Source organism: Bradyrhizobium sp. UFLA05-109 (assembly GCF_054185165.1).
On the sequence record NZ_JBBIAR010000051.1, the window covers coordinates 1 to 24,514 of the forward strand.

21 protein-coding genes and 1 pseudogene are annotated in these 24,514 nt (G+C 63.2%); 4 read left to right on the forward strand and 18 right to left on the reverse strand.

All coding sequences use genetic code 11. The annotated features are described in order from the left end of the window. Window positions 1-122: 122 nt before the first annotated feature. Together Q3C01_RS30840 and Q3C01_RS30845 are read right to left on the reverse strand one after the other, a co-directional pair. On the reverse strand, window positions 123-398 hold the full coding sequence (locus tag Q3C01_RS30840) for a hypothetical protein (RefSeq protein WP_458149061.1): 276 nt from the start codon (window positions 396-398) through the stop codon (window positions 123-125). A gap of 554 nt (window positions 399-952) precedes the next feature. Beyond that, window positions 953-1,192 (reverse strand): DUF6894 family protein, encoded by a 240-nt coding sequence (locus tag Q3C01_RS30845; RefSeq protein WP_458149062.1) that lies wholly within the window; start codon window positions 1,190-1,192, stop codon window positions 953-955. Between the two features lie 983 nt (window positions 1,193-2,175). On the opposite strand from Q3C01_RS30845, the gene Q3C01_RS30850 reads away from it, so the two are divergent. Then, the gene (locus tag Q3C01_RS30850; protein WP_027528055.1) at window positions 2,176-2,463 is read left to right on the forward strand and encodes an usg protein; all 288 of its coding nucleotides are present in this window, start codon (window positions 2,176-2,178) and stop codon (window positions 2,461-2,463) included. A gap of 451 nt (window positions 2,464-2,914) precedes the next feature. On the opposite strand, the gene Q3C01_RS30855 is transcribed toward Q3C01_RS30850, so the two are convergent. Together Q3C01_RS30855 and Q3C01_RS44975 are read right to left on the reverse strand one after the other, a co-directional pair. Further along, entirely contained in the window at window positions 2,915-3,148 is a 234-nt protein-coding gene (locus Q3C01_RS30855) for a recombinase family protein (protein ID WP_458149063.1), read from the reverse strand. Next, complete coding sequence (locus Q3C01_RS44975) at window positions 3,127-3,264, reverse strand: hypothetical protein (RefSeq protein WP_479684017.1); 138 nt, start codon at window positions 3,262-3,264, stop codon at window positions 3,127-3,129. The genes Q3C01_RS30855 and Q3C01_RS44975 overlap by 22 nt, the downstream gene beginning before the upstream one ends. Window positions 3,265-4,172: 908 nt before the next feature. Between Q3C01_RS44975 and Q3C01_RS30860 the strand changes: the two genes are divergently transcribed. Both Q3C01_RS30860 and Q3C01_RS30865 read left to right on the forward strand, forming a co-directional pair. After that, a complete protein-coding gene (locus tag Q3C01_RS30860; RefSeq protein WP_458149064.1) occupies window positions 4,173-4,547 on the forward strand; it encodes a hypothetical protein in 375 nt (124 codons plus the stop codon). Window positions 4,548-4,827: 280 nt separating this feature from the next. After that, window positions 4,828-5,067, forward strand: coding sequence for a hypothetical protein (locus Q3C01_RS30865; protein ID WP_458149065.1), 240 nt, complete (start codon window positions 4,828-4,830; stop codon window positions 5,065-5,067). A gap of 61 nt (window positions 5,068-5,128) precedes the next feature. On the opposite strand, the gene mctP is transcribed toward Q3C01_RS30865, so the two are convergent. The 11 genes and pseudogenes from mctP to Q3C01_RS30920 form a co-directional block, all read right to left on the reverse strand. After that, window positions 5,129-6,682, reverse strand: a complete 1,554-nt coding sequence (gene mctP / locus Q3C01_RS30870) for a monocarboxylate uptake permease MctP (RefSeq protein WP_458149066.1) — start codon at window positions 6,680-6,682, stop codon at window positions 5,129-5,131. Between the two features lie 65 nt (window positions 6,683-6,747). Further along, window positions 6,748-6,996 carry a DUF3311 domain-containing protein gene (locus Q3C01_RS30875; RefSeq protein WP_458149067.1) on the reverse strand — a complete coding sequence of 83 codons (249 nt, stop codon included), beginning with the start codon at window positions 6,994-6,996 and terminating at the stop codon, window positions 6,748-6,750. Window positions 6,997-7,301: 305 nt separating this feature from the next. Continuing rightward, on the reverse strand, window positions 7,302-8,126 hold the full coding sequence (locus tag Q3C01_RS30880) for a TIGR04222 domain-containing membrane protein (protein ID WP_458149068.1): 825 nt from the start codon (window positions 8,124-8,126) through the stop codon (window positions 7,302-7,304). Next, window positions 8,123-8,686, reverse strand: a complete 564-nt coding sequence (locus Q3C01_RS30885; protein WP_458149069.1) for a glycine-rich domain-containing protein — start codon at window positions 8,684-8,686, stop codon at window positions 8,123-8,125. Before Q3C01_RS30885 ends, Q3C01_RS30880 begins: the two co-directional genes overlap by 4 nt. Window positions 8,687-8,762: 76 nt before the next feature. Further along, window positions 8,763-9,728 (reverse strand): alpha/beta hydrolase, encoded by a 966-nt coding sequence (locus Q3C01_RS30890; RefSeq protein WP_458149070.1) that lies wholly within the window; start codon window positions 9,726-9,728, stop codon window positions 8,763-8,765. 174 nt (window positions 9,729-9,902) lie between these two features. Next, window positions 9,903-10,235, reverse strand: a complete 333-nt coding sequence (locus Q3C01_RS30895; protein ID WP_458149071.1) for a hypothetical protein — start codon at window positions 10,233-10,235, stop codon at window positions 9,903-9,905. 24 nt (window positions 10,236-10,259) lie between these two features. Then, entirely contained in the window at window positions 10,260-15,074 is a 4,815-nt protein-coding gene (locus tag Q3C01_RS30900) for an NAD-glutamate dehydrogenase (RefSeq protein ID WP_458149072.1), read from the reverse strand. A gap of 70 nt (window positions 15,075-15,144) precedes the next feature. Next, window positions 15,145-15,567 carry a CBS domain-containing protein gene (locus Q3C01_RS30905; protein ID WP_458149073.1) on the reverse strand — a complete coding sequence of 141 codons (423 nt, stop codon included), beginning with the start codon at window positions 15,565-15,567 and terminating at the stop codon, window positions 15,145-15,147. A 117-nt stretch (window positions 15,568-15,684) separates the two neighbouring features. Then, window positions 15,685-16,155, reverse strand: a complete 471-nt coding sequence (locus Q3C01_RS30910) for an aminoacyl-tRNA deacylase (RefSeq protein ID WP_458149074.1) — start codon at window positions 16,153-16,155, stop codon at window positions 15,685-15,687. A gap of 200 nt (window positions 16,156-16,355) precedes the next feature. After that, the gene (locus tag Q3C01_RS30915; RefSeq protein ID WP_458149075.1) at window positions 16,356-17,039 is read right to left on the reverse strand and encodes a DUF2270 domain-containing protein; all 684 of its coding nucleotides are present in this window, start codon (window positions 17,037-17,039) and stop codon (window positions 16,356-16,358) included. Window positions 17,040-17,145: 106 nt separating this feature from the next. After that, a pseudogene (locus tag Q3C01_RS30920) lies at window positions 17,146-19,166 on the reverse strand (YgiQ family radical SAM protein). A gap of 215 nt (window positions 19,167-19,381) precedes the next feature. Here Q3C01_RS30920 and Q3C01_RS30925 point away from each other — a divergent pair. Further along, entirely contained in the window at window positions 19,382-20,668 is a 1,287-nt protein-coding gene (locus Q3C01_RS30925) for a DUF1963 domain-containing protein (RefSeq protein ID WP_458149076.1), read from the forward strand. 198 nt (window positions 20,669-20,866) lie between these two features. Here Q3C01_RS30925 and Q3C01_RS30930 read toward each other — a convergent pair whose 3' ends face one another. The 3 genes from Q3C01_RS30930 to Q3C01_RS30940 form a co-directional block, all read right to left on the reverse strand. Next, the gene (locus tag Q3C01_RS30930; RefSeq protein ID WP_458149124.1) at window positions 20,867-22,222 is read right to left on the reverse strand and encodes an ABC transporter substrate-binding protein; all 1,356 of its coding nucleotides are present in this window, start codon (window positions 22,220-22,222) and stop codon (window positions 20,867-20,869) included. Window positions 22,223-22,386: 164 nt separating this feature from the next. Next, window positions 22,387-23,052 carry a GntR family transcriptional regulator gene (locus Q3C01_RS30935; protein WP_458149077.1) on the reverse strand — a complete coding sequence of 222 codons (666 nt, stop codon included), beginning with the start codon at window positions 23,050-23,052 and terminating at the stop codon, window positions 22,387-22,389. Between the two features lie 6 nt (window positions 23,053-23,058). Further along, entirely contained in the window at window positions 23,059-24,471 is a 1,413-nt protein-coding gene (locus Q3C01_RS30940; RefSeq protein ID WP_458149125.1) for an FAD-binding oxidoreductase, read from the reverse strand. Between the last annotated feature and the right edge of the window lie 43 nt (window positions 24,472-24,514).

Sequence of the window (24,514 nt, forward strand, 5' to 3'; positions counted from 1 at the left end):
CCCTGTTTATGATCGGTGCATGCTCGGCCTTTGTGTCGTACTTGATCAACAAGGCGCGGCTGGTTGGTTTGCTGCACTGATCTAGCGCGGAGACCGAAGACCCTGCACTTCTGTTTCGTGGATCAGCGCGCGGCGGCGACGCGCTCGGTGTCGATCTCGGAGCCATCTTGGACTACGTCCATGCAGCAGGCTGCCGCTTCGGCTCGGTCCTCATAGGGATAGAAAGTGGAGTAGTTGTCGGTGGAGTTGATGACCACGGCATAGCCGATGGTGACGATCCAGCTCTTGCCGAGGGCGTCGGTGACTTCCCTGGTCCGCCTCACCAGCTTGACGGTGGCGGTGCCGGCGGCGTTGACGAATTGCTGCAGGGTCTTGATGCTCCCGGAAGATTCCATCATCGCAGTATTCCTTAAACGACGGCCAACGTTTTGCTCCCGCGCGCCGGCCGGGACGCGGTGAATCGTTGGTCTCCTTGGGAATGTCGGCCCTGCGAAAGCCGCCGCGCCACTCGACGAGCGGCGACGCGAGCATCGGCTCGCGCGTCTCTGGTGTCAACGCAACGGGAGGCTGGAGCGATTCCGATTCCTTAATGGAAACAGCCTAGAAAAGCACGCAAGTCGTGGTGCATCTGGCCTGCCGAGATCGGCGCTGATAGGACCCTTAGGCCGCTTTCAACGTTTACGGGTGGGGTGGTCCCGGAAGGATCGCAGATGGATCTTGTGGAACGCTGCTTTATCGCTTTAGCCGTCTCGGGCTTCTGCGCCGCCGTCCTTCTCCTGGGCGGCTAGATCATCCGAGCCCGTACAGCGCTGCCGACGCGCGCCAACGCATGGTGCGCGATTCGCGCGCCCCTCAGGTTCTCGGCCGCGAGGGCTGCGGGGATCAAACCCGCCGATGCGATGCTGATTGTCAGTGGCTCGCCAGACGATGTTGTTTGCTGCGGCGCATGACTTCAGCGAGGATGCTCAACGACTATAAAAGCTCTGACAACGCATCGCGTACGCTCGCCGTCTTCCACTTCAATGGCGACATATGTTCCGGCGTGACCATCGTCACGGCCGATCCGCCCGATGATTGCAGCAACCTCACGCAACGCATGGCGACACGCAGCTTTTTCGTCAGGAAACGAACGCCCTTTGTGGTCTTCGATCAGTTTCCCATCTTGGTGCTTGTGAAAGTGAAACCGGGCCATCTATTTCAGTTTCCCCAGAAAATGGTTCGCTTATCGCAAGTTCGGCCGGTAAGTCTTGTGATTGCGAGCCAAGAATTTGGGATTTCGCGTCAGCCCACGCGGCCCGCGCGGGCGCGGCTCCTGGGTTCTTTGAGATGGATCAAGAGTCCTCGGTGAGCGCTGGGCCGTGCTGCGGGCATGAAGCGCGACCACTACTCATCATGGATGCTGCAGACGCTCTCCTGGTCGTTGGCGGCTATCGGCCTCCTCACGATCGCGGCGGTGCTTTGCTAAGGCCCACCTCGCGCCAGCGCACGGCGCGGGGCAAGCAAAAGCCCCACCCAGCGGTATGCAGGACGGGGCTCGGTGCGTCGTGGGCAGGGTGTGCGCGCGCTAGGCAGCCTTCTGAGCGCGCTTCGCGATCTTGGCGACAGTTGCACGCGAGCAGCCGGTGGCCTCCTGGACGGAATCCCTTCCGAGGCAGCACAACGATAGGCTCGCCGCGTGTGACAGTTATTATCACAGCCAGAGCGCGGATTGCTGCCTAGAAGTTGATTCTCAACACCATGAGGAAGCCATGACGAACACGACCGACCATCAGAGAGTGACTAACGCCACGACAGACCTGCTACGCGACGATCAGCTCGATCAAGTGACCGGCGGCGGAAATTCTTCGCAATTCTACCAGTGGGGCGACGGTGGGCCGCCATTCCACTTCGTGACCAGACTAACTACAAACAGGCCGGCCTCATGGTCGTGGCTTTTCGGGTAAATGGGCAGGGCGGTCTCTCTGCGCGTTTTTGCGCGGAGAGACCATTGCTCCATTTGGCGACGATGTCGCATGAGCGTTCGAATGACTCGCGCTCTGCATCGGCCCCGAGAGGTCGAGAGTGATGGCCATCACTGATGGCGGGCGCTTCGAGAGCGATAAGGGGGTGTCAGCTCGTGACGGCGAAGATGATCTGCTGGGACGGACCAGCGCGTGGAGGGAATGGAGATTGAGCATGGCTTCTCGGGTTGGGATTGCTTCCGAGGATTTTCGGAAACAAGTGATGGGATACGGGCTGACGACGGCACGGATCCTCTATCGGATGCCGGATCATCGCTCGCTGCTGCAGACCTATGTCTGGCAGAATTACGATCTGTTTCCGAAATTCCCGGCGCTGCAGGATTTTCTCGCCTTCTGGCGGGAGAAGCTCGACGGCCCCTTGTTCTCGGTCACCGTGGCGCATTCCAGGCTGATCAAGCCGGCTGAACTGCGCGCCGTCGATGGCGTGTTCAGGTTGCATTGAGCAAATGGTGGCCGCCGCCTCGTTTTAGGATTGGCTACCGCTAGCGCACACACGATCGCCAAAGGAGAAATGACATGACGGATGTGAGGAAGCCGACCAATACAGAGCGAAAAGTCTGGTTCGAAGGCCGCGTCTTGACGAGCGATCAGCTGGACGCAGTTTCCGGCGGTCTCAGCAGCATGGTGTCAGAGGTCCTCAAGAACTTCGGCGGAGCCCTAAACACGTCAGCGCGCGGTTCATAAGCGCGCTCAGTCCCACCGCTGGCTCTGGCATGCGCTGAAGGGTTTGGATAGACAGGAGCGCCGTTCCGCTGGAGGCGTTTCGGCGGGAGACCGCTGAATTCTTGAGGCCGAAATCTCCCGCCCATTAGCGCGTGCGATGATTGTCAGCGTTCGCTCGTGATATCTGTCACGAAATTGGCGATGTCCGGTCGTGGGAATGATCTGATATTTCACGCTTGGCCCGGGCAATCCCTTCCTCGCAGCGTTTCTGAATCAGCCCCCCGTTCGAACTCGGCAGTGCCGCCCATGATGGTAAGCACCAGCCGGCCCACGTCGGTCGTGGTGTCGCACCAAGCTTCGCCCAGCGAGACGAAGGCGCAATCGCGCGAGGCGATCTCGTGAAGGATGTTGTGTAGGTCGCGGCTGCTACGTGCCAGCCGGTCTAGCTTGGTGACCGTGACCACATCGTCCGGGGCAAGGCCCGCACCAGCCGATCAAACTCCGGCCGGCCGCTGATCGATTTGCCGGATGCCTTCTCGCTGAAGATGCGCTCACACACTGCGGCCTTCAACGCTTCCACTTGTCCCGCGTAGTCCTGGCCCTTTGAGCTGACCGTGCATAGCCGTAACGCATCGCCGATCGCCCCTTTTGAAAGTAAGACTTTCGGAATCTAAATCGACCGATGAATCAGCGTCGATCCGCTTCTTTCAAAACCTGTACTTTTTGAAAGTCGATCGACTTCGCGCAGGTTCTCGTGTGGCCTCTAGCCGGGCCCGAACCAGCGCTGACGGGCAGAGATGATAGATCAGTGCCGGCTTGTGATCTGATCGCGAAACAGAAAGCCAGTTAGGCCGTACAGTGATGCGCCTGCTGCGACGAAAAGCACTACTTCAATCATGTTGAGATCCCCGTGCCCAACCGGAGCTTATCAGCATGGTGATGGCACGGGACTTAATGGCGCGTTAATCCACAGGCAGCGGGGCGAGAGCCCATTTTGCAACATTGGGAACACGGGCGCACCGCGAGCTAGTCCGCGCTCTCGGTAGGGTCTCGGAATCTGATCACCCGAGCCGAGCGGGCGCGTGCTGCTTCTAAGCGCGCGGCACAGCCCTCAGTGTTCACAACGGCGATGACGGCAAGCTTCGGATGTTCGAATGGAGTCGCCGCAATCGCGGCGCGCAGTCGCCTTGAGATCGGCTGTGCCGAGTCCGCATCGACAGCGCGGAGCAAATCGAGCGAATTCACCGCCGTCTACCTTCGTCGAGTGTTGGCAGCGATTGCCATTCGCTGACGTTCCGGCGCCATTGCCAGCGGCCGCCGTTGCGCCGTTCCCATGTCTTGCGGCAGGCATTCATCGCCGGCGAGCCGGCCTTTCGATTTCGGCCCGGGACGAAGCCCTTTCACGGCCAGGCGAAGCCGGCCGGAAACAAATCAGGCCTAACTTCCCTGAGCTGCCCCGTCCAATCCAATTCAAAAGGGGAGGATCAGATGAAAGCAGCGCTGTTGGCATTATCGCTTCTTGGTCAGCCCACGGTAGCGATTTCAGACCGCGTGCCCATCCTGAACGTGGAAGCTCTTTGCAGGGACGTTTCTGCTGACGACAAGGCGTCGGGACTCGCTCTCGCGCAGGACGCCGGCGAATGCATGCGTGACGAGAGGATTGCGCAGCAACAGCTAAGTTCGACCTGGCTGACCGTTCCTGCTCCGAGGCGTGAAACTTGCGAAGGCGAGGCTACGGCTGGGGGCATACAAAGCTATGTCGATCTGCTCACCTGTCTGCAGATGGCAGGCTGGGACAATCCGGCTCCATCACCCGCGGCCCCGCTCAGGGGAGCGAGCAAGACGCGGAACGCCAAGAATTAGTTGCGCCAAGAATTAGTTGCGTGAAGACCTCGCTAAGCTGCTGATTGCAGTTTCTTGGCGATCGAGACGCTTTTTGCCGGATAAGCCACCACCGGCTTATCTTGCCGTCCAGATTTCTGCCGCGTCCGAGCGACTACGGACTCGCATCAGGACCAAAGTACGATCAGGACCTAAGTAGGATGACGCGTCGGTAGCGCTCGGTAAGATCGGGCCCGCTGAAGGGCGAGGACGTCGCAATCGTGCGCGCTGCCCGCCCGGCGAACCGGAAGGGATGCGATGCATGTTCGTGACCGTCGTTGCAATTCTCTGTCACCTCAGCGGCGCCGCCGCGGGTAGCTGCGTCGAGGAGATCGTGACCAACAGCAGCATGACGCCCGACATCACGTTTCAAGACTGCATGAAGGGGGCGCAGGCGCCGCTTGCGAAGTGGATGGGTGAACATCCGCTGTATCATTCAAACTGGCGGATCGAGCGCTACAAATGCGTGCCGGGCCACTATGAGATCAAGGGCCGCGCATAGCGTATGACGTGATCCGGCATCGTCGTGCGGCGGTGCGCTTTTCCGTCTTGCGATTTCTTTCTCAGGTTCGCAACGGCGCCCGATACTCGGTCGCGAGAGTCTCATCGGCCGAAGTGCGGCTGACGAGATTGAACAGCGGCGTGAGGACGAGTGTCAGAATGAGGTTGAGGACCACGGCGTACAGCGCCGAATAGCCGGGAAAGGTGAAGTCGCCCACCGCAAGAGCATAGGTCGGGGTAAGGTTCGCCGCGACGAACATTGCGGTTCCCGCAACAATTCCCGCGGCCCATCCGATGAGCAGCGCCCAATCGTTGAACCATCGCGTGTAGACGCCGAGCATCACGGCCGGCAGCGTCTGGATGATCCAGATTCCGCCGAGGAGCTGCAGGTAGATCGCGAATTTCGATGGCACGAACACGATGAAGGCCAGCGCGCCGAACTTGACGATGAGCGACACCATCTTTGCCATCTGCGCTTCCTGCTTGTCGGTGGGCGCGCCGTTGATGAATTCGCGGTGAATGTTGCGTGTGTAGAGATTGGCGGCAGCGATCGACATGATCGCAGCCGGCACGAGCGCTCCGATGCCGATGGCGGCAAAGGCGATGCCGACGAACCATGACGGGAAGGTGTGGAGGAACAGGGCCGGCACCGCAAAATTGTTGCCGAACTGTTTGAAGCCGGTCGCGTATTCGGGAAGCGTGCCGACGCCTGCGGCAATGGCGAAGAAGCCGACGAGCGCAAGCAGGCCAAGCATGAATGAATAGGCAGGCAGAAGTGCCGCATTGCGCCTGACGGCGCGTCCGCTGCTGGCGCTCAGGATGCCCGTGATTGAATGCGGGTAAAGGAAGAGCGCCAGCGCCGACCCGAGCGCCAGCGTCGCGTAGGCGCCGTACGCGCCGGTCGTGTTGGCGCCGGGCGTCGCCAGCAGGAGCTTCGAGTCCGGTACGGCTGCGAAGATCTTCTCAAAGCCGCCAAGCTGTATGGGAACGAGGATGATGGTGGCGAACGCCGTGATGTAGATCAGGATGTCCTTGACGATTGCGATCGACGCGGGGGCCCGCAGTCCGCTCGAATAGGTGAAGGCGGCGAGGATGATGAACGCAAACAGCAACGGCAAGTCGCCACTATAGCCCTCGCCGGAAACGCCCATCCCTCCGATCACGACCTGAAGCCCGACCAGCTGGAGCGCAATATAAGGCAACGTCGCGACGATGCCGGTGACCGCCATCGCCAGTGCGAGCCAGCGATTGCCGAAGCGCCCGCGGACGAAGTCGGCGGCCGTGATGTAGTTGTGCCGGTGGCAAACGTACCAAAGCCGCGGAAAAACCAGGAAGAGGATGGGATAAGCGATGATCGTATACGGGACAGCGAAGAAGGCGACCGCGCCGGCCCCGAAAGCCAGCGCCGGAACGGCAATGAAGGTGTAGGCCGTGTAGAGGTCGCCGCCGATCAGGAACCAGGTGACGATCGTACCGAAGCGGCGTCCGCCAAGTCCCCATTCGTGCAGCTGGTCGAGGTCGCCCTTGCGCCAATGCGCGGCTGCAAAGCCGAGCCACGTGATCAGCCCAAACAGCACCAGGAAGATGATCAAGGCAGTCCAGTTGACGTCCTGCACGGCACTCCTCCCGATTGGCCCTCCTCGGTATCGTTTCCCCTTGCGTGACTGCACCCGCGACCGGGCTATTCCTCCGTCGCGAAATAGACCATTGCGGTCAGGATGGCTCCAATGATGACCCAGAGAAGCTGGTACCAGTAGAAGAATGGGATGCCGATGAGCTCGGGCTCGGCCATGTTGTAGAACGGCGGCCAGAGAACGGCGACGAATTGAATGAGGAGGAGCAGGTACCACCAGCTCCATCCGGCGCGCTTTTCGTCCTGCCGGCCGGCGGCTGCTTCCTGGATATGTCTCGAACCGACGCCGTTTGACATGCAGCCCTCCTTCACCGAGGTGCGCCAATGCCGGTCAATGATGCGGAAGGTGGTGGAGGCAGCGAAAGCTGAGGCTCGTCACCTTCGAAACGCGGCCTTCTCATCCGCGCCGTCGTAACGCATCAGCTGTTCCCGAGTTCCAATCCCGTTTTGGCTCTGGCGGGCCTTCAGCGCGCGGAGAAATCGCGCGTTTCTTTTGATGCTTCAATGTTTTGGCCGGGTATGCATCAGCCTCGCGGCTGAAAATCGCCGGCTACTTTGCATGGGGTTGTTTTCGACCTTTTGTCTTTGCGGCTGTTTCTCTCTCAACTGCACCCGCCGCATCCGCCGCCACCTCCGCCGCCCCCACCGCAACCGCCACCACCATCGCCACCACCACCGCTGCTCATCGTTTGTGATGCGGCATAGACCGGGGCGTGGGGAGTCCCCGACAGGACGACGGCACCGGAGAGCGCTACGGCGAGAAGCAGCTCGTGGTCGCGCGGCGCGCGCGAGGCCCGCGCGTTGGAGGCCTGATAACTCTCGAGGGCCTCTTTGCCTGCGCGCGTTCGCGGGGGTCGCTGCGCCAGCAGGATGCCCCCGATGATTGTGACGACGAGCAGGACAATCAGGATGCCGACCGGGTGGTGCCGCTCCGCGCCGACGGCGGCCTTGATGGCTCCGAGACCCAGGAGGAGCGCGACGAAAGGGAGGACCGTCAGATGGAAGGACGTCATCTGCGCGTCGGACGGGGCATAGCCGAGCTGCTGCAGGCGCCCCTTGATCTGCTGGACGATCGGCTTGACCGCCGTCTGGAATTGCTGGCGCGTCATGTCCGACTGGACCGCGAGCGATGCCGGCTTGCGCATGATGGTCGTCAGCGGCGTCTGGTCGGTGACGGTGATGGTGCGGCCGTTCTGCGCGATGGTGGCACCATTCCCCGACGTCAGGCTGAGCAGGATCACATCGCCGAGGCGCCGTGCGCCACCGCCGAGATAGGCCAATTCCAGCGCGTTCAACTGGCGCGTCGCGTTGGCAGGGGGGCCGATCGTCGACCTGAAATGGTAACCCAGCAGGAAGATGATGGCTGCGCTGGTCAGATAGAGAGTCAGGAAGGGACCAGCCGTCCAGTCCAACGGATTCCATGTCATCGGTTCGTCCTCATCAATCGATCGCGAATCCATGCGATGGGTCTGGGGATGATAAGCCAGCGGCGGCGGTCCGTCACATGATAGCGTTGGCGCCCGAAGCGCAGATGTGTCGCCGGCCACAGCGCCGCGCTTGGCGGCCCGAACATGCGCTCATGCAGCGCGAGCGTCTCGGCATATTGCCGGCGATAGGTCGCCTGGGCCTCGGGCCCGCCGGGAGTGGGATCATGGTGCAGCGGGGCCTGTAACCTCTCGCCGCACCAGATCGTCCAGTAGTCGCGTGAATAGATCAGATGCTGGTGCCAGACCTCGTCGACGATCTCGCTCGGCGTGACCGGCGTCGGCGAGACGACGGCGAGAAAGCAGAAGCGGCGATAGGCCTCGACGGCCGCACGGGCCTCGTCGAGGCTCCAGCCGTGGTCGCGCGCGAGGCGTCGGGTGAAGTTCAGCGGCGTGTCGGGCTCGAAATCATGCTGCTCAATGCGTCGCCACAGCGCCGCGCGCGCCGGCGTCCAGACCGGCTCGTCGGACTGGATGTCGATCTTGAACTGCTGGCGCTGCAACCGAGGCTCCCGGTGATCGTCCACGCATCATAATAGCATGGGATCGCGCGGCAAAGGCGGAGGAGCCGGCGCCCTTTTACGTGGTCGTGCCGTCGATCGAGCGGCGGATCACCCGCTGCACCTCGGCGTTCGACAGAAACAGGTCGTGGTTGATGATGCCCCAGCCGGCGTCGGAGGCGTCGATCACGCGCACGCCGAGCCGCTCGATGGTGGCCTTCTCGGCTGCGCCGACCCGCGTCATTCCGCCGGCGAGTTGCCCCGAGAGCGCCAGTGCGCGATCGTTCGTCGCGGCAATCACGGTGATCTTGCCGGCGAGCGGGCCGATGCGGTGGATCGCCGACGAGAACACGTCCATGTCGATATCAGGCGCCGCAAAAACCACCGCGCCGATTTTGCCCGTAACGGTGTCACCGTATCGCGCATAGAGCTGACGCAGGCTTTCGAGCGTCAGCATGGTTCCCATGCTGTGCGCAACGATGTGCACGCGGCCGCTACCCGGAGCCGACACGAGGGAGGAGAGCACGCGCTCGAAATCGTCGCGGGACCACATCGCGCTGTCGCGGTCATAGGCATAGTCGAACAGTCCTGCCTTTGAGGGCCAGGAGAACACCATGGTCCGGCCGCGGAACTTGATCCCATCGGAGAGATGGGCGGCATCGAGCGCTGCGGTCTCGAAGGTCTGCTTGAAGCCGTGCACGTAGATCAGGACGTCTCCCCCACCGCCGGCTTGCGCCAGGAGATCGCCAGCGTCGGCCGATACCGGTTCGACCCGGTCAAGGCGCCAATCGCCAAGTCCGACCGCGGCGAGCGAAAGACGGCTCTCGTCCGGCGCCACCAGCTTGGCCCGCGCGACCGTCATCGTGGTCGCGCGCTCCGGCCCGAACCAGGGTTTCGTGCGACCGCCGTTCACGGGCTTGCGCGTCGTGGTGACGAGCAATGTGGGGTCAACCGAGAGGGACGACGCGTCGAAGCGCGCGCCCGTTGCGCCCAGGCCTGCGCATCCGCCAAGCGCGAGCGCGCCGAAGGACGCGAGCCCGCGCACGAGCGCGCGTCGCGATACCTGAGTTTCATGTTGCAGAAGATGTCGGACGATCACACGGAACCTTCGGGAACGCTGCCCACCGTTGCCCCGCCCTGCCAGCTCCGTGAATGATGATGGCGGCGAGAAAAGGGCGAGCCCGGTTCCGCTTCGATCAGAGCCGATAAACCCTAGCGCTCACGCCGGCTGGCTTGGAATCCGTGCCACGATTTCAGGCCGGTTCTTCGCGAGCCAGGCCATGGCTTCCGGCCCGTCGACGATACACTCGAAGGTTTCCCAGGTCGGATCCTCCAAGGAGTCCTCCTGAAGTCGCTTCGCCGCATATTCCATGAGGTTATGCAGGCGTTCGTATCCTCGCCGGCGCTCGAGCGACTCAGCAATTGCTGCACTCGTCCATTCGCGCTGGGCCAGATCGATGATGCTCGGAGCGTCGGCCTCGCTGAACCAGGGCGTGGCATCGAACTCGAGGCAGACGACGTTGTCGGCGGTATGGCAGGTCGCATGGATCATGGGGTCCCTCCGTTTGCGGGCGCGTCAGCCCTTGACCAGATCCCCCAGCAAGTTCGCCGCCACCGTCAGCTTGGCGAGCGTCAGGCCGCTGGCGGCAATCTCCTCGACCGAGCGGCGGATGCGCGTCGCTTCGGGGTGAGCCGTGAGCCAGATCTCGACGGCTTGCTGGCCGGACTGGCCGGTCGCCAGCATATCCGCGGCCAGTCGTCTTTCGGCCGCTGCGATCTGGTCGACGGCGCGGTCGATGGCGAGGCGTTCGAAATAATCGTTGGCCGGGACGCTGCGCGCGGCGGCGATGATGCGATCGAGACGGAAATTGGCTTCCGCAGCGAAGAAGGTCGCGGTGGCATCGCCGATGGCGCGGGTGGTGCGTTCGGCGACCGTCACGATATCGGGTGCCGCGATCAGGGCGTCGAGGTCGGCGAGCTCGCCGGCAAGGCCGGCCGGGACGCCGGCCTCGGTGAGGTCCTGCCGACGCTTGCTGCGCACGGCCTGCAAGTCCGGCGGCAAGGAGTTGTCGAGGGAGGCCGTGATCTCGCGGATGCCCGGGCCGAAACGTGCAATCACCGTCTCCAGGCCATCCCTGAAATCGACATTGCGCACGTACCAGACCATCCGGGACAGCAGAAGATCCTGGATCGTCGCGTAGAGCGACAGCTGCAACTGCCCGTCGATGCAGGCGTCAAGCTTGTCGATCGCGTCATTCAGCCCTTGGAGCCCGTAGGACTCATCCACCGCCACATAGGCCATGACGATGGTGGGGATATCGGCATCGGTCTCGTCGATCAGGCGCACGATGCATGCCGGGCCGCCACGGTTGATGACGGCATTGGCGAGACTGGTCGCGATGATCTCCCGCCGCAGCCGATGGAATTCGACCGCGGTCGGGAATTTGTCCTGGACCTCGCGCGGAAAATACTGGGACAGCTCGCGGGCAAGATATGGATCATCAGGCACGTTGGTCACGAGCAGGTCATCGTACAGCGTCAGCTTGGCGTAGGCGAGCAACACGGCGAGTTCGGGCCGTGTCAGGGACTGCCCGCGCCTCGCGCGTTCGGTGATCGCCGCATCGTCCGGCAAGAACTCCACGGCGCGGCTGAGCAGACCGCGCTGCTCGAGCGATTGCATGAGGCGGGTAAGGAAGCCGCTCTCGGCCACGCCCTTGCGTTCGGCGAGTGAGAGCGCCAGCGTCTGCAGATAGTTGTTGCGCAGCACCAGCGTGCCGACCTCGTCGGTCATCGCGGCGAGCAGGCTGTTGCGGTCGGCGGGGCTGAGGCGCCCCTCGCGCTCGGGGCGCGCCAGCGCAATCTTGATATTGACCTCGACGTCGGAGGTGTTCACGCCGGCCGAATTGTCGATGGCGTCGGTGTTGAGCTTGATGCCCTTCTGCGCCGCTTCGATGCGTCCGCGCTGGGTGACGCCGAGATTGGCGCCTTCGCCGATCACCCGGGCGCGGACCTCGGTGCCGGTGATGCGGATCGGATCATTGGCGCGGTCGCCGGCCTGATCGTCGCTTTCCGAGGACGAGCGGATATAGGTGCCGATGCCGCCAAACCACAGGAGGTCCGTGCGCGCTTTCAGGATGGCGATCATCACCTCGAACGGCGTGGCCTGCGGCTTGTCGAGATCGAGCAGGGCGCGCACTTCCGGCGCGAGCGGGATCGCCTTGAGCGAGCGCGGGAACACACCGCCGCCTTGCGAGATCAGCGACTTGTTGTAGTCCTGCCAGCTCGATCGCGGCAGGTCGAACAGGCGCTTGCGCTCGGCGAAGCTGGTCGCCGGATCGGGCGAAGGATCGATGAAGATGTCGCGGTGATCGAAAGCCGCGACGAGCTTCGTCGCCGGCGAGAGCAGCATGCCGTTGCCGAAGACGTCGCCGGACATGTCGCCGACGCCGGCAACGGTAAACGGCATGGTCTGAATGTCGGTGCCGAGCTCGCGGAAGTGCCGCTTGACCGCCTCCCAGGCGCCGCGCGCCGTGATTCCCATCTTCTTGTGGTCATAGCCCTGGCTGCCGCCGGAGGCAAAGGCATCGCCGAGCCAATGGTTCTTCTCGGTTGAGATCGCGTTGGCGACGTCGGAGAAGGTGGCGGTGCCCTTGTCGGCGGCGACAACGAGGTACGGATCGTCGCCGTCATGCCGCACGGTGGAGTCGGGCGGCACGATGTCGTCGCCGTCGAGATTGTCCGTGAGTTCGAGCAGCGAGCGAACGAAGATGCGATAGGCCTCGGTGCCTTCGGCCAGCCACACCTCGCGATTGGAGGGCGGCGGCAGGCGCTTGGGCACGAAGCCGCCCTTGGCGCCGACCGGCACGATCACGGCATTCTTGACCTGCTGCGCCTTCACGAGGCCCAGGATCTCGGTGCGGAAATCCTGCGGCCGGTCGGACCAGCGCAGTCCCCCGCGCGCAACCTTGCCGAAGCGCAAGTGAATGCCTTCGACCCGCGGTGAATAGACGAAAATCTCGTATAGCGGTCGCGGCGCCGGCAGGTCTTCGATCCCGCGCGCGTTGAACTTGATTGAGATCACCGGGCGCGGATGTCCGTCCTGGCCGACCTGCCACAAATTGGTGCGGATGGTCGACTGCACCAGATTGGTGAAACGGCGCAGGATGCGGTCTTCATCGAGCGAGGCGACGGATTTGAGCTGCTCCTCGATCTCAGCAAGCAGGGTCGTCTCGCGCGCCGCACGCTCAGCCTCCGTCTGGGCGAGGCGCGGATCGAGGCGGGCCTGGAACAACGCGACGAGGTTGGCGGTGATCGCGGCGTTCTTGCGCAAGGTCTGCCACATATAGTCCTGGCTGAATGGAGCGCGGATCTGGTGCAGATAGCGGGACAACGCCCGGATGCTCGAGACTTCCCGCCAGCCCAGGGCCGTGCGCAGAATCAGGGCATTGTATCCGTCGGATTCGGCGCGATCGGCGACGACCGCCATGATCGAGGCTTCCAGGCGATGGCTCAATTCCGGACTGATCTCGATCGGCTGACCGTCGCTGGTCTCGATCGTCATGTCGTGCAGCCAGACCGGCTCAGGCCTGTTACCGGGGACGATCTGATAGGTACGCTCGTTGACCACGCGCAGGCCATGATTTTCGATCACCGGCACCCGATAGGACAGCGACAGCGGCGCGGCGTCCGAGAACACCTTCAGGCCGAAGCGCCTGGGATCGTCCTTGCCCTCGAAGCGGTGAACCGAAATCGTCACCGGGCGGGCCGCCGTCAGCTTTTCGATGGTCGCAATGTCGGCGACCGACTGTTCCGCCGTGAAAACCTCGGTATAGCCGCCGCTAAAGGCCTGGGCATAGCGATTGGCGAGCATGCGCGCCCGCATGCCGTCGGTTGACGCAGTCAGCGCGGCCTTCAGCTTGTCAGCCCATGTTGCGGCAATGGCGCTGATCCCGGCCTCCAGCGTGGCGCGCTCGACGGCGGGAGTCTTACCTTCATAGCGCCCGATGATGTAGTGGACGCGCGCCAACGCGCCTTCGGGGAAGGACACGTAGGAGGCCGACACCGTCCCCCGGAAGGCCTGCGCCAGGAAGTTGGCGACGCGCGTGCGCACGTCGGTGTCGTATTTGTCGCGCGGAATGAAGGCGAGGATCGAGACGAATCGATCGAACTTGTCGACCCGCGCTAGCGCCCGGACGCGAGGGCGCTCATAGAGGATCAGGATCTGCATAACGAAATCGTAGAGAGTGTCGACGTCGATCTGGAACAGCTCGTCGCGCGGATACTCTTCGAGAATATGCATGAACGCCTTGCCCGAATGGCCGCTCGGGTCGAAGCCGGCGCGTTGGAGCACCCGCGACACCTTGTGGCGAACATAAGGGATCTGCCGGACCGAGCGCGTATAGGCGCCCGAGGTGAACAGGCCGACGACGCGCAACTCGCCCTCGAGCCGCCCGTCGGGCGTGTAGAGCTTGATCCCGACATAGTCCATCCGGATGCGGCGATGGACGCGGCTGCTGACATTGGCCTTGATGACGATGAGCAGGGTAGGCTCGTGCATGAACTCGCGAATCTCCGACGTCATCACAACCATTTCGTTGCCGCGGCGCAGGACCTTCGCATCGGGGTCGCTCAGGATGCCGAGGCCTTCGCCGGTCGTGATGTCGTCCGAGGCATCGCTGTCGGGCGAGAAGCGATATTCGCGCACGCCCAGAAAGGTGAAATTGTCTGCACACAGCCATTGCAGGAACTGGTTGGCCTCGGCGACCTCGTCGATCGGGAGCGGCGGCGGATTGGACGTGAACGTCTTGATCGCCTGCTCGACGCGGTCCCTCATGGCTCGCCAGTCGGTGACGCAGGCGCGCACGTCGTTCAGCGTCTTGGTGAGGCCGACGACCAGCTTCTGCTGGTCGGCCTCGGCATCCAGGCGGGTGATGTGGAGGTGAATCAGGCTCTCTCGCGCGCCCCTTGCCCCTTCCGGCAATGCTTCGCCATGGAAACGCAGCAGCTTGCCCTGGTCATCGCGCTCCACCGCGATGATCGGGTGAGCGACGAGGGTGACCTCGATGCCCTGCTCGGTGAGTTCCGCCATGGTGGAGTCGAACAGGAAGGGCATGTTGTCGTTGAGAATTTCGAGCACGGAAATCTCGCGCCCGTCCGGCATCGCCGGATTGACGACGCGGATATCGGCATTGCCCGCCGTGCGTCGCTGCACATGCTCCCAGGATTGCTCGGCGAGGAGGGCCAGTGAGGAGGCGTCGTAATTGGCGAGGTCCTCGAGATTGGTGTAGCCGAACAGAAGCTCGGCAAAGGTCCGAGGGCTCTTGCCTGGCTGAACGCTTCCTGTCGCATCATGGATCAGGGTTGCCCGGGCCTTGTCGTCGCGCCACGCCATCATGTCCTCCCTTGCCCGCGCCGCCTTGGCACGGAGCCATTGACGTCCCTCGCGTCGAGCCGGCGCTGCCTCAATGGTGATGGGCCGAAACGCCCTTGACGCATTGGGTCAACAGATCGGTGGTGGCGGATTGGCCGACATCACCCAGGCTGATCATGCCGACCATCCGCTTGCTCTTGTTGATGACGGGCAGCCTCCGGATCTTCAGCGTCTCCATGTGATGCACGGCTTTCGCCAGATCGTCGTCTTCCCGGCAGCAATGGATGCCCTCGGTCATCACGTCCCGCGCCGTCATGCGCGCGGCGTTGAAGTCCTTGGCTGCAAGGCCTTTGCAGACGATGTCGCGATCCGTCACCATCCCGATCAAATGGTCGTCTTCACCGATCGGAATGCAGCCGACGTCGTGCCCTTGCATCAACTTCGCGATCTCAGTGATCGGGGTGTCAGGGCTGACCCAATCGACGCCCTTGTGCATCACGTCCTTGACCTTCATGAGGACCTCCGTTGTGAACGCAGCCCCCGCCACGTGACTATACAACGAACCGGGTGCGACCGCACGCGTCGTCGCGACCGGAAACCTACTGGTGGATCATCTCGCCGTCGTGCCGCGTCAATCGTGCACGCTGAAGCGTCCATGCGGCGCATTGGCCGTCAGGCGCGTGAACTGCGCATGCGTCAGCTGGAGCAGCGTCTCGTGATCGCCGGCTTCGATATAGACTTCGGGCTGGGCCTGGATGGTGTCGTCGACGATGAGATCGAGCCCGTAGCACCTGCCGACGGCCGGCACGGCTCCGTGCGCGCAGTCGGCGAAGATTCGATTGATCTCGGTTTCGTTGGCCATCACGAGATCCTCGCCGAGCCTGTGCTTCAGATCGGGCAGGTTGAGATGGTGCGATGCCGGCACGATCGCGAGCATATAGCCGCCGTCATGCCGCAACACGACGGCCTTGGCGAGACGATCGCCCGAGACGTGGCAGGCCTCCGCCGTGCGCGTCGATGACATGGTGAGATCGTGCGGGATCTCGGCATACTGGATTTTTTCGGCAGCGAGATATCGGTGCAGCGTCGGAGCAATGGACATGGCGTGCCCTCCGATGGGTATGCAAGCCGTCCGCCGTGAGCCCACGCCGCACGATAGGCGGCCGCGTGATTGTCTGGTCTCAAGATAGGCCTTGCAATCGAATGCCGCAATTCGTCACTGCATCGCGACGCGACTCTGCCACTGCGCGGTTAGACAGTATTGCCGACCTATCTGCGAACCGCGGGGTGCCGCCTCTGCGGTCAACCCATTCCGCCCGTGGAGGGTCGTGTGCCATGTGCACGCCGATCAAGCCAATACGTCGCGACGGCAAGTACAACCCAGCAGAGATTGTAGAGAAGGCCGCAGCAAATCACCACCCAGCCCGGGATCGGGCCGATTGCGGCGCGATCGATGAGCTCATCAAGGTGAGCCGCCATTTGCGGATGAATCGCGAGTTTGCCGACATAGGCGGATGTCTGGATCACGATGATCCAGATGTATGTGCGGCGAATGCGACGCCCGGCGGCGCGAACGAAACTGATATGATGGCGCGGATGCAGGTAGTCTTCCGCTAGGATGTTCCGCCAGCCGGCATCGTCCTCTCCGCGCTTGCCGCTCAAGATCGGAACGTACCAGTGTGTTTCGAGAAAGCGCGCCCGCGCGCGCCAAACGTTGAAATAGCGATAACGGCGCGCCTCGAGTCCGAGAAACACCGCGAGCAGCATGCCTATCAGAATGAGCGGCAGCGCTGATGCCTCTTTAGACGAGAATGTCGACGACAGGGCGATGCCCAAGGTCACGATCGACCAGTTGGTCGTATTGTCGAGACGTGTGCGCCAGATGGTGCTGCGATAGATCTCGCCGCGATACAGGTGGGCGATCGCACCCAGTTCAGCCGGGTTCAGCTCTTGGATTTCACGTGTGTCTTCTGTAGGCCTGAGCATGGCGCGAACCACCCAAGACCAGTGAAATGTTCAGGTCGTGCTTTCGGCAGCGACCCGATGATACTACCACGATTCCGCTTCGTCTGGACAACGCCGCGATCGATGTTCACTTCATCACGCGCACGCCCTTCGTCGTAAAGCGCTGCGTCCGGTCGCCCGGGCGCAAGGGACGTCGCGTGCCGGCGGCCTTGCCGGTGCCCGGCGGCTGGTGTGCGGGCACGAGCTGGTCGGGGCGGGAGCCGATCAAGTCGGCGCGGCCCATCTCCTTCAGCGCCTCACGCAGCACTGGCCAGTTGTCGGGGTCGTGATAGCGCAGGAACGCCTTGTGCAACCGGCGCTGCCGCAGGCCCTTGATCGCCTCGACCTTGTCGCTGCCGCCGCGGCGCACGCCGCGCAGCGGATTGACGCCGGTGTGGTACATCGCCGTGGCGGTTGCCATTGGCGAGGGCAGGAAGGTCTGCACCTGGTCGGCGCGATAGCGGTTCTTCTTGAGCCAGAGCGCGAGGTTCATCATGTCCTCGTCGGTCGTGCCCGGATGCGCCGCGATGAAATAGGGGATCAGGTAATATTTCTTGCCGGCCTGCTCTGCTGCGGCATCGAACATCCGCTTGAAGCGGTTATAGGCGCCGATTCCCGGCTTCATCATCTTGTCGAGCGGGCCGCGCTCGGTGTGCTCGGGCGCGATCTTCAAGTAGCCGCCGACGTGATGGGTGACGAGCTCCTTGACATATTCCGGGCTCTCCACCGCGAGGTCGTAGCGCACGCCGGAAGCGACCATCACCTTCTTGATGCCCTTGGTCTCGCGTACCTTCCGATACAGCCGGATCAGGTCGTCGTGCGAGGTGTTGAGGTTCGGGCAGATCTCGGGGAAGACGCAGGACGGCCGCCGGCACGCCGCTTCAACCTTCGGATCCTTGCACGCCATCCGGTACATGTTGGCGGTGGGACCGCCGATGTCGGAGATCACGCCGGTGAAGCCCGGTGTCTTGTCGCGGATGCGCTCGATCTCGCGCAGGATCGAGCCTTCCGAGCGGTTCTGGATGATGCGGCGGTGATCGAACAGAAGGTGCAGCCGCCGAAGCAGCCGCGCATGATCGTCACCGAGAACTTGATCATCTCCCAGGCCGGGATCCTTGCATCTCCGTAGGCTGGATGCGGCGCGCGGGCGTAGGGCAGATCGTAGACGGCGTCCATCTCCTCGGTGGTCAGCGGGATCGGCGGCGGGTTCAGCCAGAGGTCGCGATCGCCATGGCGCTGGACCAGCGGCCGCGCATTGCCGGGATTGCTCTCCCGGTGCAGCACGCGTGACGCGCGCGCATAGGCCTCGCGGTCCTGCTCGACCTGCTCGCAGGCCGGCAGCCGGATCACGGTGTTGCCGGGGTGGCGAGCCGCGCCTTCGTCGGCGGAGTCGAGATCGTCCGCGTGAAGCTCGGTGTAATCCCCGGGCGCGCGGCGAAACAGTGCGGTGCCCCGGATGGAATCGAGCTCGCGCGGCGCCGTGCCAACGGCGAGCCGGTGCGCCACCTCGACGACGGCACGTTCCGCGTTGCCGTAGAGCAGGAGATCCGCCTTGGCGTCGGCCAGCACTGAGCGGCGCACCTTGTCGGACCAGTAGTCGTAATGCGCGATCCGGCGCAGCGAGGCCTCGATGCCGCCGAGAACGATCGGCACGTCCTTGAACGCCTCGCGGCAACGCTGGGCGTAGACGATCGTGCAGCGATCCGGGCGCCGGCCGCCTTCGCCGCCCGGCGTATAGGCGTCGTCGTGGCGCAAGCGCCGGTCGGCCGTGTAGCGGTTGACCATCGAGTCCATGTTGCCGCCGGTGACGCCGAAGAAGACCTTCGGCTTTCCCAGCGTCTTGAACGGCTCGGCCGAATGCCAGTCCGGTTGCGCGATGATGCCGACCCGAAAGCCCTGCGCTTCCAGCAACCGGCCGATGATCGCCATCCCGAAGCTCGGATGGTCGACATAGGCATCACCCGTCACCAGCACGATGTCGCAGGCATCCCAGCCGAGCGCCGTCATCTCGGCGCGGCTCATCGGCAGGAACGGCGCCGCCTTGCCGGGATGTGCCCGGTGGCGGGGCCAGGAACTCAAGGGTTTTGCGGCGTTGGCGATGGTATCCATGGCGCCCACGCATAAGCCGGGTGTGCCGCAAATTCAATCGATCGGCCCATCAATTTCTGCCTGTTGCCGTGGCGAGTATGGCCAGGCTCGGGCGAGACAAGCCGCGAGAACGCTAAGCCGCATCGGACGCGGATGTGACAAGCAGCCCCCCTTGTCTGATCCGTGGCCGAATGGTTCCATCGGCTCTATACACGCTGGGGTGGCAGGGGGCGATGATGGCCAGATCTGAACGAGATGCGCTTGCGGAATCAGCGCTCCCTGCGGCGCTCGTCACACGCAGCGATCTGCCTGTGCCGCTCGCTCACCCCGCGCGAAGCTTCTTCGGCGGCCTCCCCAAGCTGCCTCCGGCGTTCGAATGGCCGAGAGCAGACGTCAGGGCGAATGAGAAGTTGGAGACCGTCGCGCTTAGCTTCGTTGCACAGATCGACCTGGCAGACCTGCCGCGCTCCATACCGTCGCCACTCCCAAAGGTTGGTACCCTCTATTTCTTCTGTAGTTCGGTGTTTGTCGGTGAAGACCGGCCTCCATGCCGCGTGCTCTATTCCCCCGCACATGGTGGCGCGTATGCCGAACGGTCGCCGCCACCTGATCTTATGCCGCTCGGCGGCAGCGACGGCGACGCCCAGGTCAAATGGCTCGACCCGGCCGTCGATTTTCATTCCAGGGTCGAGTTCAAATACCCTCTTTCCTTTCAGCCGTTCACCGACTTCTACTTCCACGAGGACCCGGTGGGAGGCGAGCTCTTCGTCGAGTCATTGTGTCGGGCGTTGGGCCCGGGCGAGCCAAAGCAAGCGGACCTGCTCCAGTTTCGTGCGATGGATGCATATGCCAAGGATGAGGATTGGCCGTTCAACTGGTTGCTTATGACGTATGTCGTTCGCTCGGTGTTGTCGCTCATCCAGGATGACTTCAGACCGCGATCCTACAAGCCCCTCGGCGACCAGGCGGCTACGGAGTTGCGCCGTCTTCGTGCCGGTGCCATCCGATGGCTTGAGCGCTGCCGGACATTGACCTCACTGGATCGCCTCGAGGCCGATGCAAAAGCGGGCTTTCGCAGTTGGTGGTTCGACGTTGCGCAGACATACGAGAGGTTGGACGAGCAAGTATTCACCTATCCTCACAAAATCCCGGCCAACCTCGGTTATGCCATTAATCACACCGTCCGTTGCATGGCGACCCAGGATCCCGAGGCGTGCGACGATGTCCCTCACGAGTACATCGCAAATCTCGCCCGGCAAAATCATTGGAAAACGCCGACGGTGAAGGACGGGCAATACCGCCATTTCAGCACCGCGCTTCATCAGATGCTGGGCTATGGCAGCGGTCCACAGGATGCAACGGAGGAGCACCTTGAGGACATCCTGTTGCTCCAGATTGGGGGAGACCTCGCGTTCTTCGACTGGCACGCCAACATCGGCTGCGTGCTGCATTTCTGGATTGATCCCGATGCGCTCGCAAGGCTCGATTTCTCGAACGTCGTGGCCACCTACGAATGCGACTAGCATGCTGTGACACGCAGCCGCGCCGCGCTTGCGTTCCAAAAGACGGCGCGCAATCAGTATCAATCATGGCGGACATCTACGCGAACAGGACGCTCGGCGAGCGTCCTGCTTTATCTGTCGCGACGCAGGCACCGGCGCCTGGCGCGGGCGCATGAGCGAGATGAACCCACTTGCAGCGCCCGCGCTTGAGGTGAGGCCTCAGTTGCCGGCCACTTCCTTGATCCGCGCGATCATCTGATCGACGGCCTGCTCGACCGGCACCTTGTTGGTGACGATGGCGTTCACGGCCTTGATCCAGACGTTCTCGTTGTTGAGCGCCGTGAACTTGTAGTTCTTGCTCATCTCATAACCGCCGACGCCGGCGGCGAACTGATCGCGCTCGGCACGGCGATGCACGTCGCTATCCCAGAACGCGGACTTCTGGGCGGCGGTCTTGACCGGGAACCAGCGGCCGAGGGCGCCCTCGACATAGGGCTGCAGGTTCTCGTCGCGCAGCAGGAATGAGACGAACTCCTTGGCCCGCTCCTTGTTTTTGGCCTGCTCGAAGATCATGCCGACGGTCACCGACGCACGAGTGTGGACTGGCGTGCCGTCCGGTTTGTCTGGCCAGACGATGGTGCGGATGCGGTCATAGTAATTCTTCTTTGCCTCCTCGCGTTGCTCGGCGGTCAGCGTCTCGTTGCTGGCATCGTCCAGCCATTTGCCGGGAACGGAGATCGTCGAATTGTGCGTCATGATCGTCGTCTTGTTGTGGAAGGCGACGTTGTTGTCGGGATCCTTCCAGCTCGTGGCCGATTGCGGCGTGCATCCCTTGGCGGCAATCGCGACATAGTCCTTCATTGCAGCGACAAGGCCCGCCTTCACCTTGGGATCGTCGACCAGGAGCTTGCCGTTGTCGTCGACGAGCACAACGTTGTAGGCGTCCATGAACACGAGAAAGGAAATGAAGCTGTCGGTGGCGTCGACGCCCATGGGATGGCCGATGCCGTAGATACGCTTGCCGGTCGCTTTGCGCACGGCCGGCTGCGCCGTGTCGCACCAGAACGACCAGAAGCCCTTCCAGTCCTTCGGGATGTCCGTCTCCTTGAGACCTGCCTCCTCGAGCATGTCCTTCCAAAAGTGGAGATGCAGCGTCGCCTGCTTGACCGGGAAGGCGTAATAGGCCTTCGCTTTGGTCTTGTCGTTGTACAGCATGACGGTTTCGAGCGGATGCGGAGCGAACTCTCCCTTGATGGGCTCAAGGATGGAGCCGAGCTCCACGAGCTTGCCTTCGGAGGCCCACTTGCCGACGCCTTGGAAATTGTAGGTGTCCGCATAGGTCACGTCGGGCGGATTGCCGGAATCCAGCGCCGCCACCAGTTTCGGGATCATGTCCTGCGTCGCATATTGCGACAGCTCGACCTTCACGCCGCTCTTGGCCTCGAACTTCTTGATGACGTCGAGCAGCGCGTCTTCCTCGGCCTTGTAGTAGCCCTTGTTCCACCACACGACGAGCTTTTCCTCGGCGCTCGCGGTCGTTTGCGTCGTCCATGCCGTGCCCAGAAGCACCGACATCGCCACGGCGCAGGTCCTGATCGCCTTCCTGTAACCACTCAACACTTCGCGTTTCCTCTCTTTGGTTAGGATTGTCTCGTAACTACCCCCGCCACGGGGCAGGGCCGGTGAATCGATCTCGATCCTCGGCCATGTGGCTCGGAGCAGGCCCGATGCGAGCGGGTTCAAGCGATCTGGAGCGTTTGTGCATAGGTCTTGCCCGAATTGTTGATGTGCGTGGTCATCAGCTTCGCGAAAGCTGCGAAGTCGCCGCGCTCGAACAGGCGCAGCAGCGTCCGGTGCTGTTCGAAGGATTCGGGCGTTCGTACGTCGATCGGCGAGCTCAGATTGGTGCGCAGCGTCGCGACGCGCCCGGAGACGAGTTGATAGGATTCCTGAAGGTAGCGATTGCCGCAGTGGGCGAACAGCGCTTCGTGCATTGCGGTGTCCCCGCGCCCATAGGCGACGTTGTCCTTTGCCGCGACCGCCTCCTCCATCCCGGCGATTGCGGCCTCCATCGCCGCGCCCGCGCCCGCGCGGTCGTGCGCAAAGGCAAGCTCGGCGGCCTTGGGCTCGATCACGATCCGGAACGTGCAGAGCGCTGTGATGTCCTCCGCGCTCGGGGTAAAGACGAAGCTGCCGACCTGCGGCCGGATCACCACGAGGCCCTGCGCCTGCAACTGTCCCATCGCCTCGCGCACCGGGGTGCGGCTGACGCCGAAGGATTGCGCGACCATCTCTTCGGAAATCGCCGCGCCGAGCGCGAACTCGCCGTCGATGATGCCCTGACGCAGGCGCAGCATCACGCGCTGCGCCAGCGATTTCGGCGGGTCGAGCTTCAGCGACTTCATCGGGGTTCAGATGACCTTGCCGGGATTGAGCAGATGATCGGGATCGAGCGCGGCCTTCAGCGTGCGCATCAGCGCGATCTCGGCTTCGCTGCGGGCATGCCCGAGCCATTGCTTCTTCAGCGTGCCGATGCCGTGCTCTGCCGAGACGCTGCCGCCCATCTCGCGCACGAGGCCATAGATGATCGCGTCCAGCGCGTCCTTCGGCTGGCGCTCGGTCGGCAGGCCCGTCACCCAGGACACCAGGTGTAGATTGCCGTCGCCGATATGGCCGTAATAGACGCTCTCGCAGCCCTCGATGCCGTCGGCGAGCGCTGTCTTGCAGCGCGTGACGAACTCATCCATGCGCTTGACCGCAAGGCCGATGTCGTAGGAGAGGTGCGGCCCCAGCACCTGGCCGAACTCGGAACAGATGTCGCGCACTGCCCAGAGTTTCTGCGTCTGCGCCAGCGATTGGGCGACGGCGGCGTCCGCGAGCAGGCCGCGCTCCAATAGCTCTTCAAGCCAGGCCTGGAAGCGCGGCGCATCGATGCTCTCGTCCGTGCCTTGCGCTTCGACCAGTACGTAAAGTCCGTGACCAGCCGCGACCGGCGGCTTGACGCCCGCGCGCGCCGTGATCACCTCCCAATAATCCGGCCACATCACCTCAAAGGCCGACAGCAGCGGGCCGAGGCCGGAGCGCGCGGCATCGAGCAGCGCGACCACGGCGGCATAATCCTTCAGCGCGCACAGCGCGGCCATGGTCGAGCGCGGCTTTGGAAACAGCCGCAGCACCACGCGCGTGATGATGCCGAGCGTGCCTTCCGAGCCGATGAAGAGATGCTTCAGGTCGTAGCCGGCATTGTTCTTCATCAGCTTGTTGAGATTGGTGATGATGGTGCCGTCCGGGAGCGCGACCTCGAGCCCGAGCACCAGCTCGCGCGTCATGCCATAGCGGATCACGCGGTTGCCGCCGGCATTGGTGGAGAGATTGCCGCCGATCGCGCAGGACCCGCGCGATCCCAGATCGAGCGGAAAGAAGAAGCCGGCCTCATCGGCCGCCTTCTGGATCGACTCCAGCGGCGTGCCGGCCTTCACCGTCATGGTCGCGGACGCGCGATCGATCTCCTCGATGCCGGTCATGCGCTCCAGCGAGATCGCGACCCAGCCGGGCTCGGGCGAGGCACCGCGGCACAGGCCGGTCAATCCGCCCTGCGGCACGAACGGCAGGCTTGCCCTGCGACAGGTCGCAATCGCAGCGGCAACGCCGGCCGCATCCACCGGGCGGATCACCGCGAGCGGCGTTTGCGGCAGGCTCGCGCTCCAGTCGTTGCAATTGCGCGCGGGCACCTCCTTGCCGATCAGCACGGCTTGCGGGCCAAGCCGGTCGCGCAGATCGCGCAGCATGTCCTCGGGGCTTTCGAGCAGCGTCGTCATGTCGATGCGGAGCCTTCTTTGTACGGCGCGGTGCGAGGTCTGGCGCTCG

Coding starts and splice junctions, on each gene's coding strand:
- Q3C01_RS30840 (WP_458149061.1), bottom strand. CDS start 398: ATGATGGAATCTTCCGGGAGCATCAAGACCCTGCAGCAATTCGTCAAC.
- Q3C01_RS30845 (WP_458149062.1), bottom strand. CDS start 1,192: ATGGCCCGGTTTCACTTTCACAAGCACCAAGATGGGAAACTGATCGAA.
- Q3C01_RS30850 (WP_027528055.1), top strand. CDS start 2,176: ATGGCTTCTCGGGTTGGGATTGCTTCCGAGGATTTTCGGAAACAAGTG.
- Q3C01_RS30860 (WP_458149064.1), top strand. CDS start 4,173: ATGAAAGCAGCGCTGTTGGCATTATCGCTTCTTGGTCAGCCCACGGTA.
- Q3C01_RS30865 (WP_458149065.1), top strand. CDS start 4,828: ATGTTCGTGACCGTCGTTGCAATTCTCTGTCACCTCAGCGGCGCCGCC.
- Q3C01_RS30875 (WP_458149067.1), bottom strand. CDS start 6,996: ATGTCAAACGGCGTCGGTTCGAGACATATCCAGGAAGCAGCCGCCGGC.
- Q3C01_RS30880 (WP_458149068.1), bottom strand. CDS start 8,126: ATGACATGGAATCCGTTGGACTGGACGGCTGGTCCCTTCCTGACTCTC.
- Q3C01_RS30895 (WP_458149071.1), bottom strand. CDS start 10,235: ATGATCCATGCGACCTGCCATACCGCCGACAACGTCGTCTGCCTCGAG.
- Q3C01_RS30900 (WP_458149072.1), bottom strand. CDS start 15,074: ATGGCGTGGCGCGACGACAAGGCCCGGGCAACCCTGATCCATGATGCG.
- Q3C01_RS30905 (WP_458149073.1), bottom strand. CDS start 15,567: ATGAAGGTCAAGGACGTGATGCACAAGGGCGTCGATTGGGTCAGCCCT.
- Q3C01_RS30910 (WP_458149074.1), bottom strand. CDS start 16,155: ATGTCCATTGCTCCGACGCTGCACCGATATCTCGCTGCCGAAAAAATC.
- Q3C01_RS30915 (WP_458149075.1), bottom strand. CDS start 17,039: ATGCTCAGGCCTACAGAAGACACACGTGAAATCCAAGAGCTGAACCCG.
- Q3C01_RS30925 (WP_458149076.1), top strand. CDS start 19,382: ATGGCCAGATCTGAACGAGATGCGCTTGCGGAATCAGCGCTCCCTGCG.
- Q3C01_RS30930 (WP_458149124.1), bottom strand. CDS start 22,222: ATGTCGGTGCTTCTGGGCACGGCATGGACGACGCAAACGACCGCGAGC.
- Q3C01_RS30935 (WP_458149077.1), bottom strand. CDS start 23,052: ATGAAGTCGCTGAAGCTCGACCCGCCGAAATCGCTGGCGCAGCGCGTG.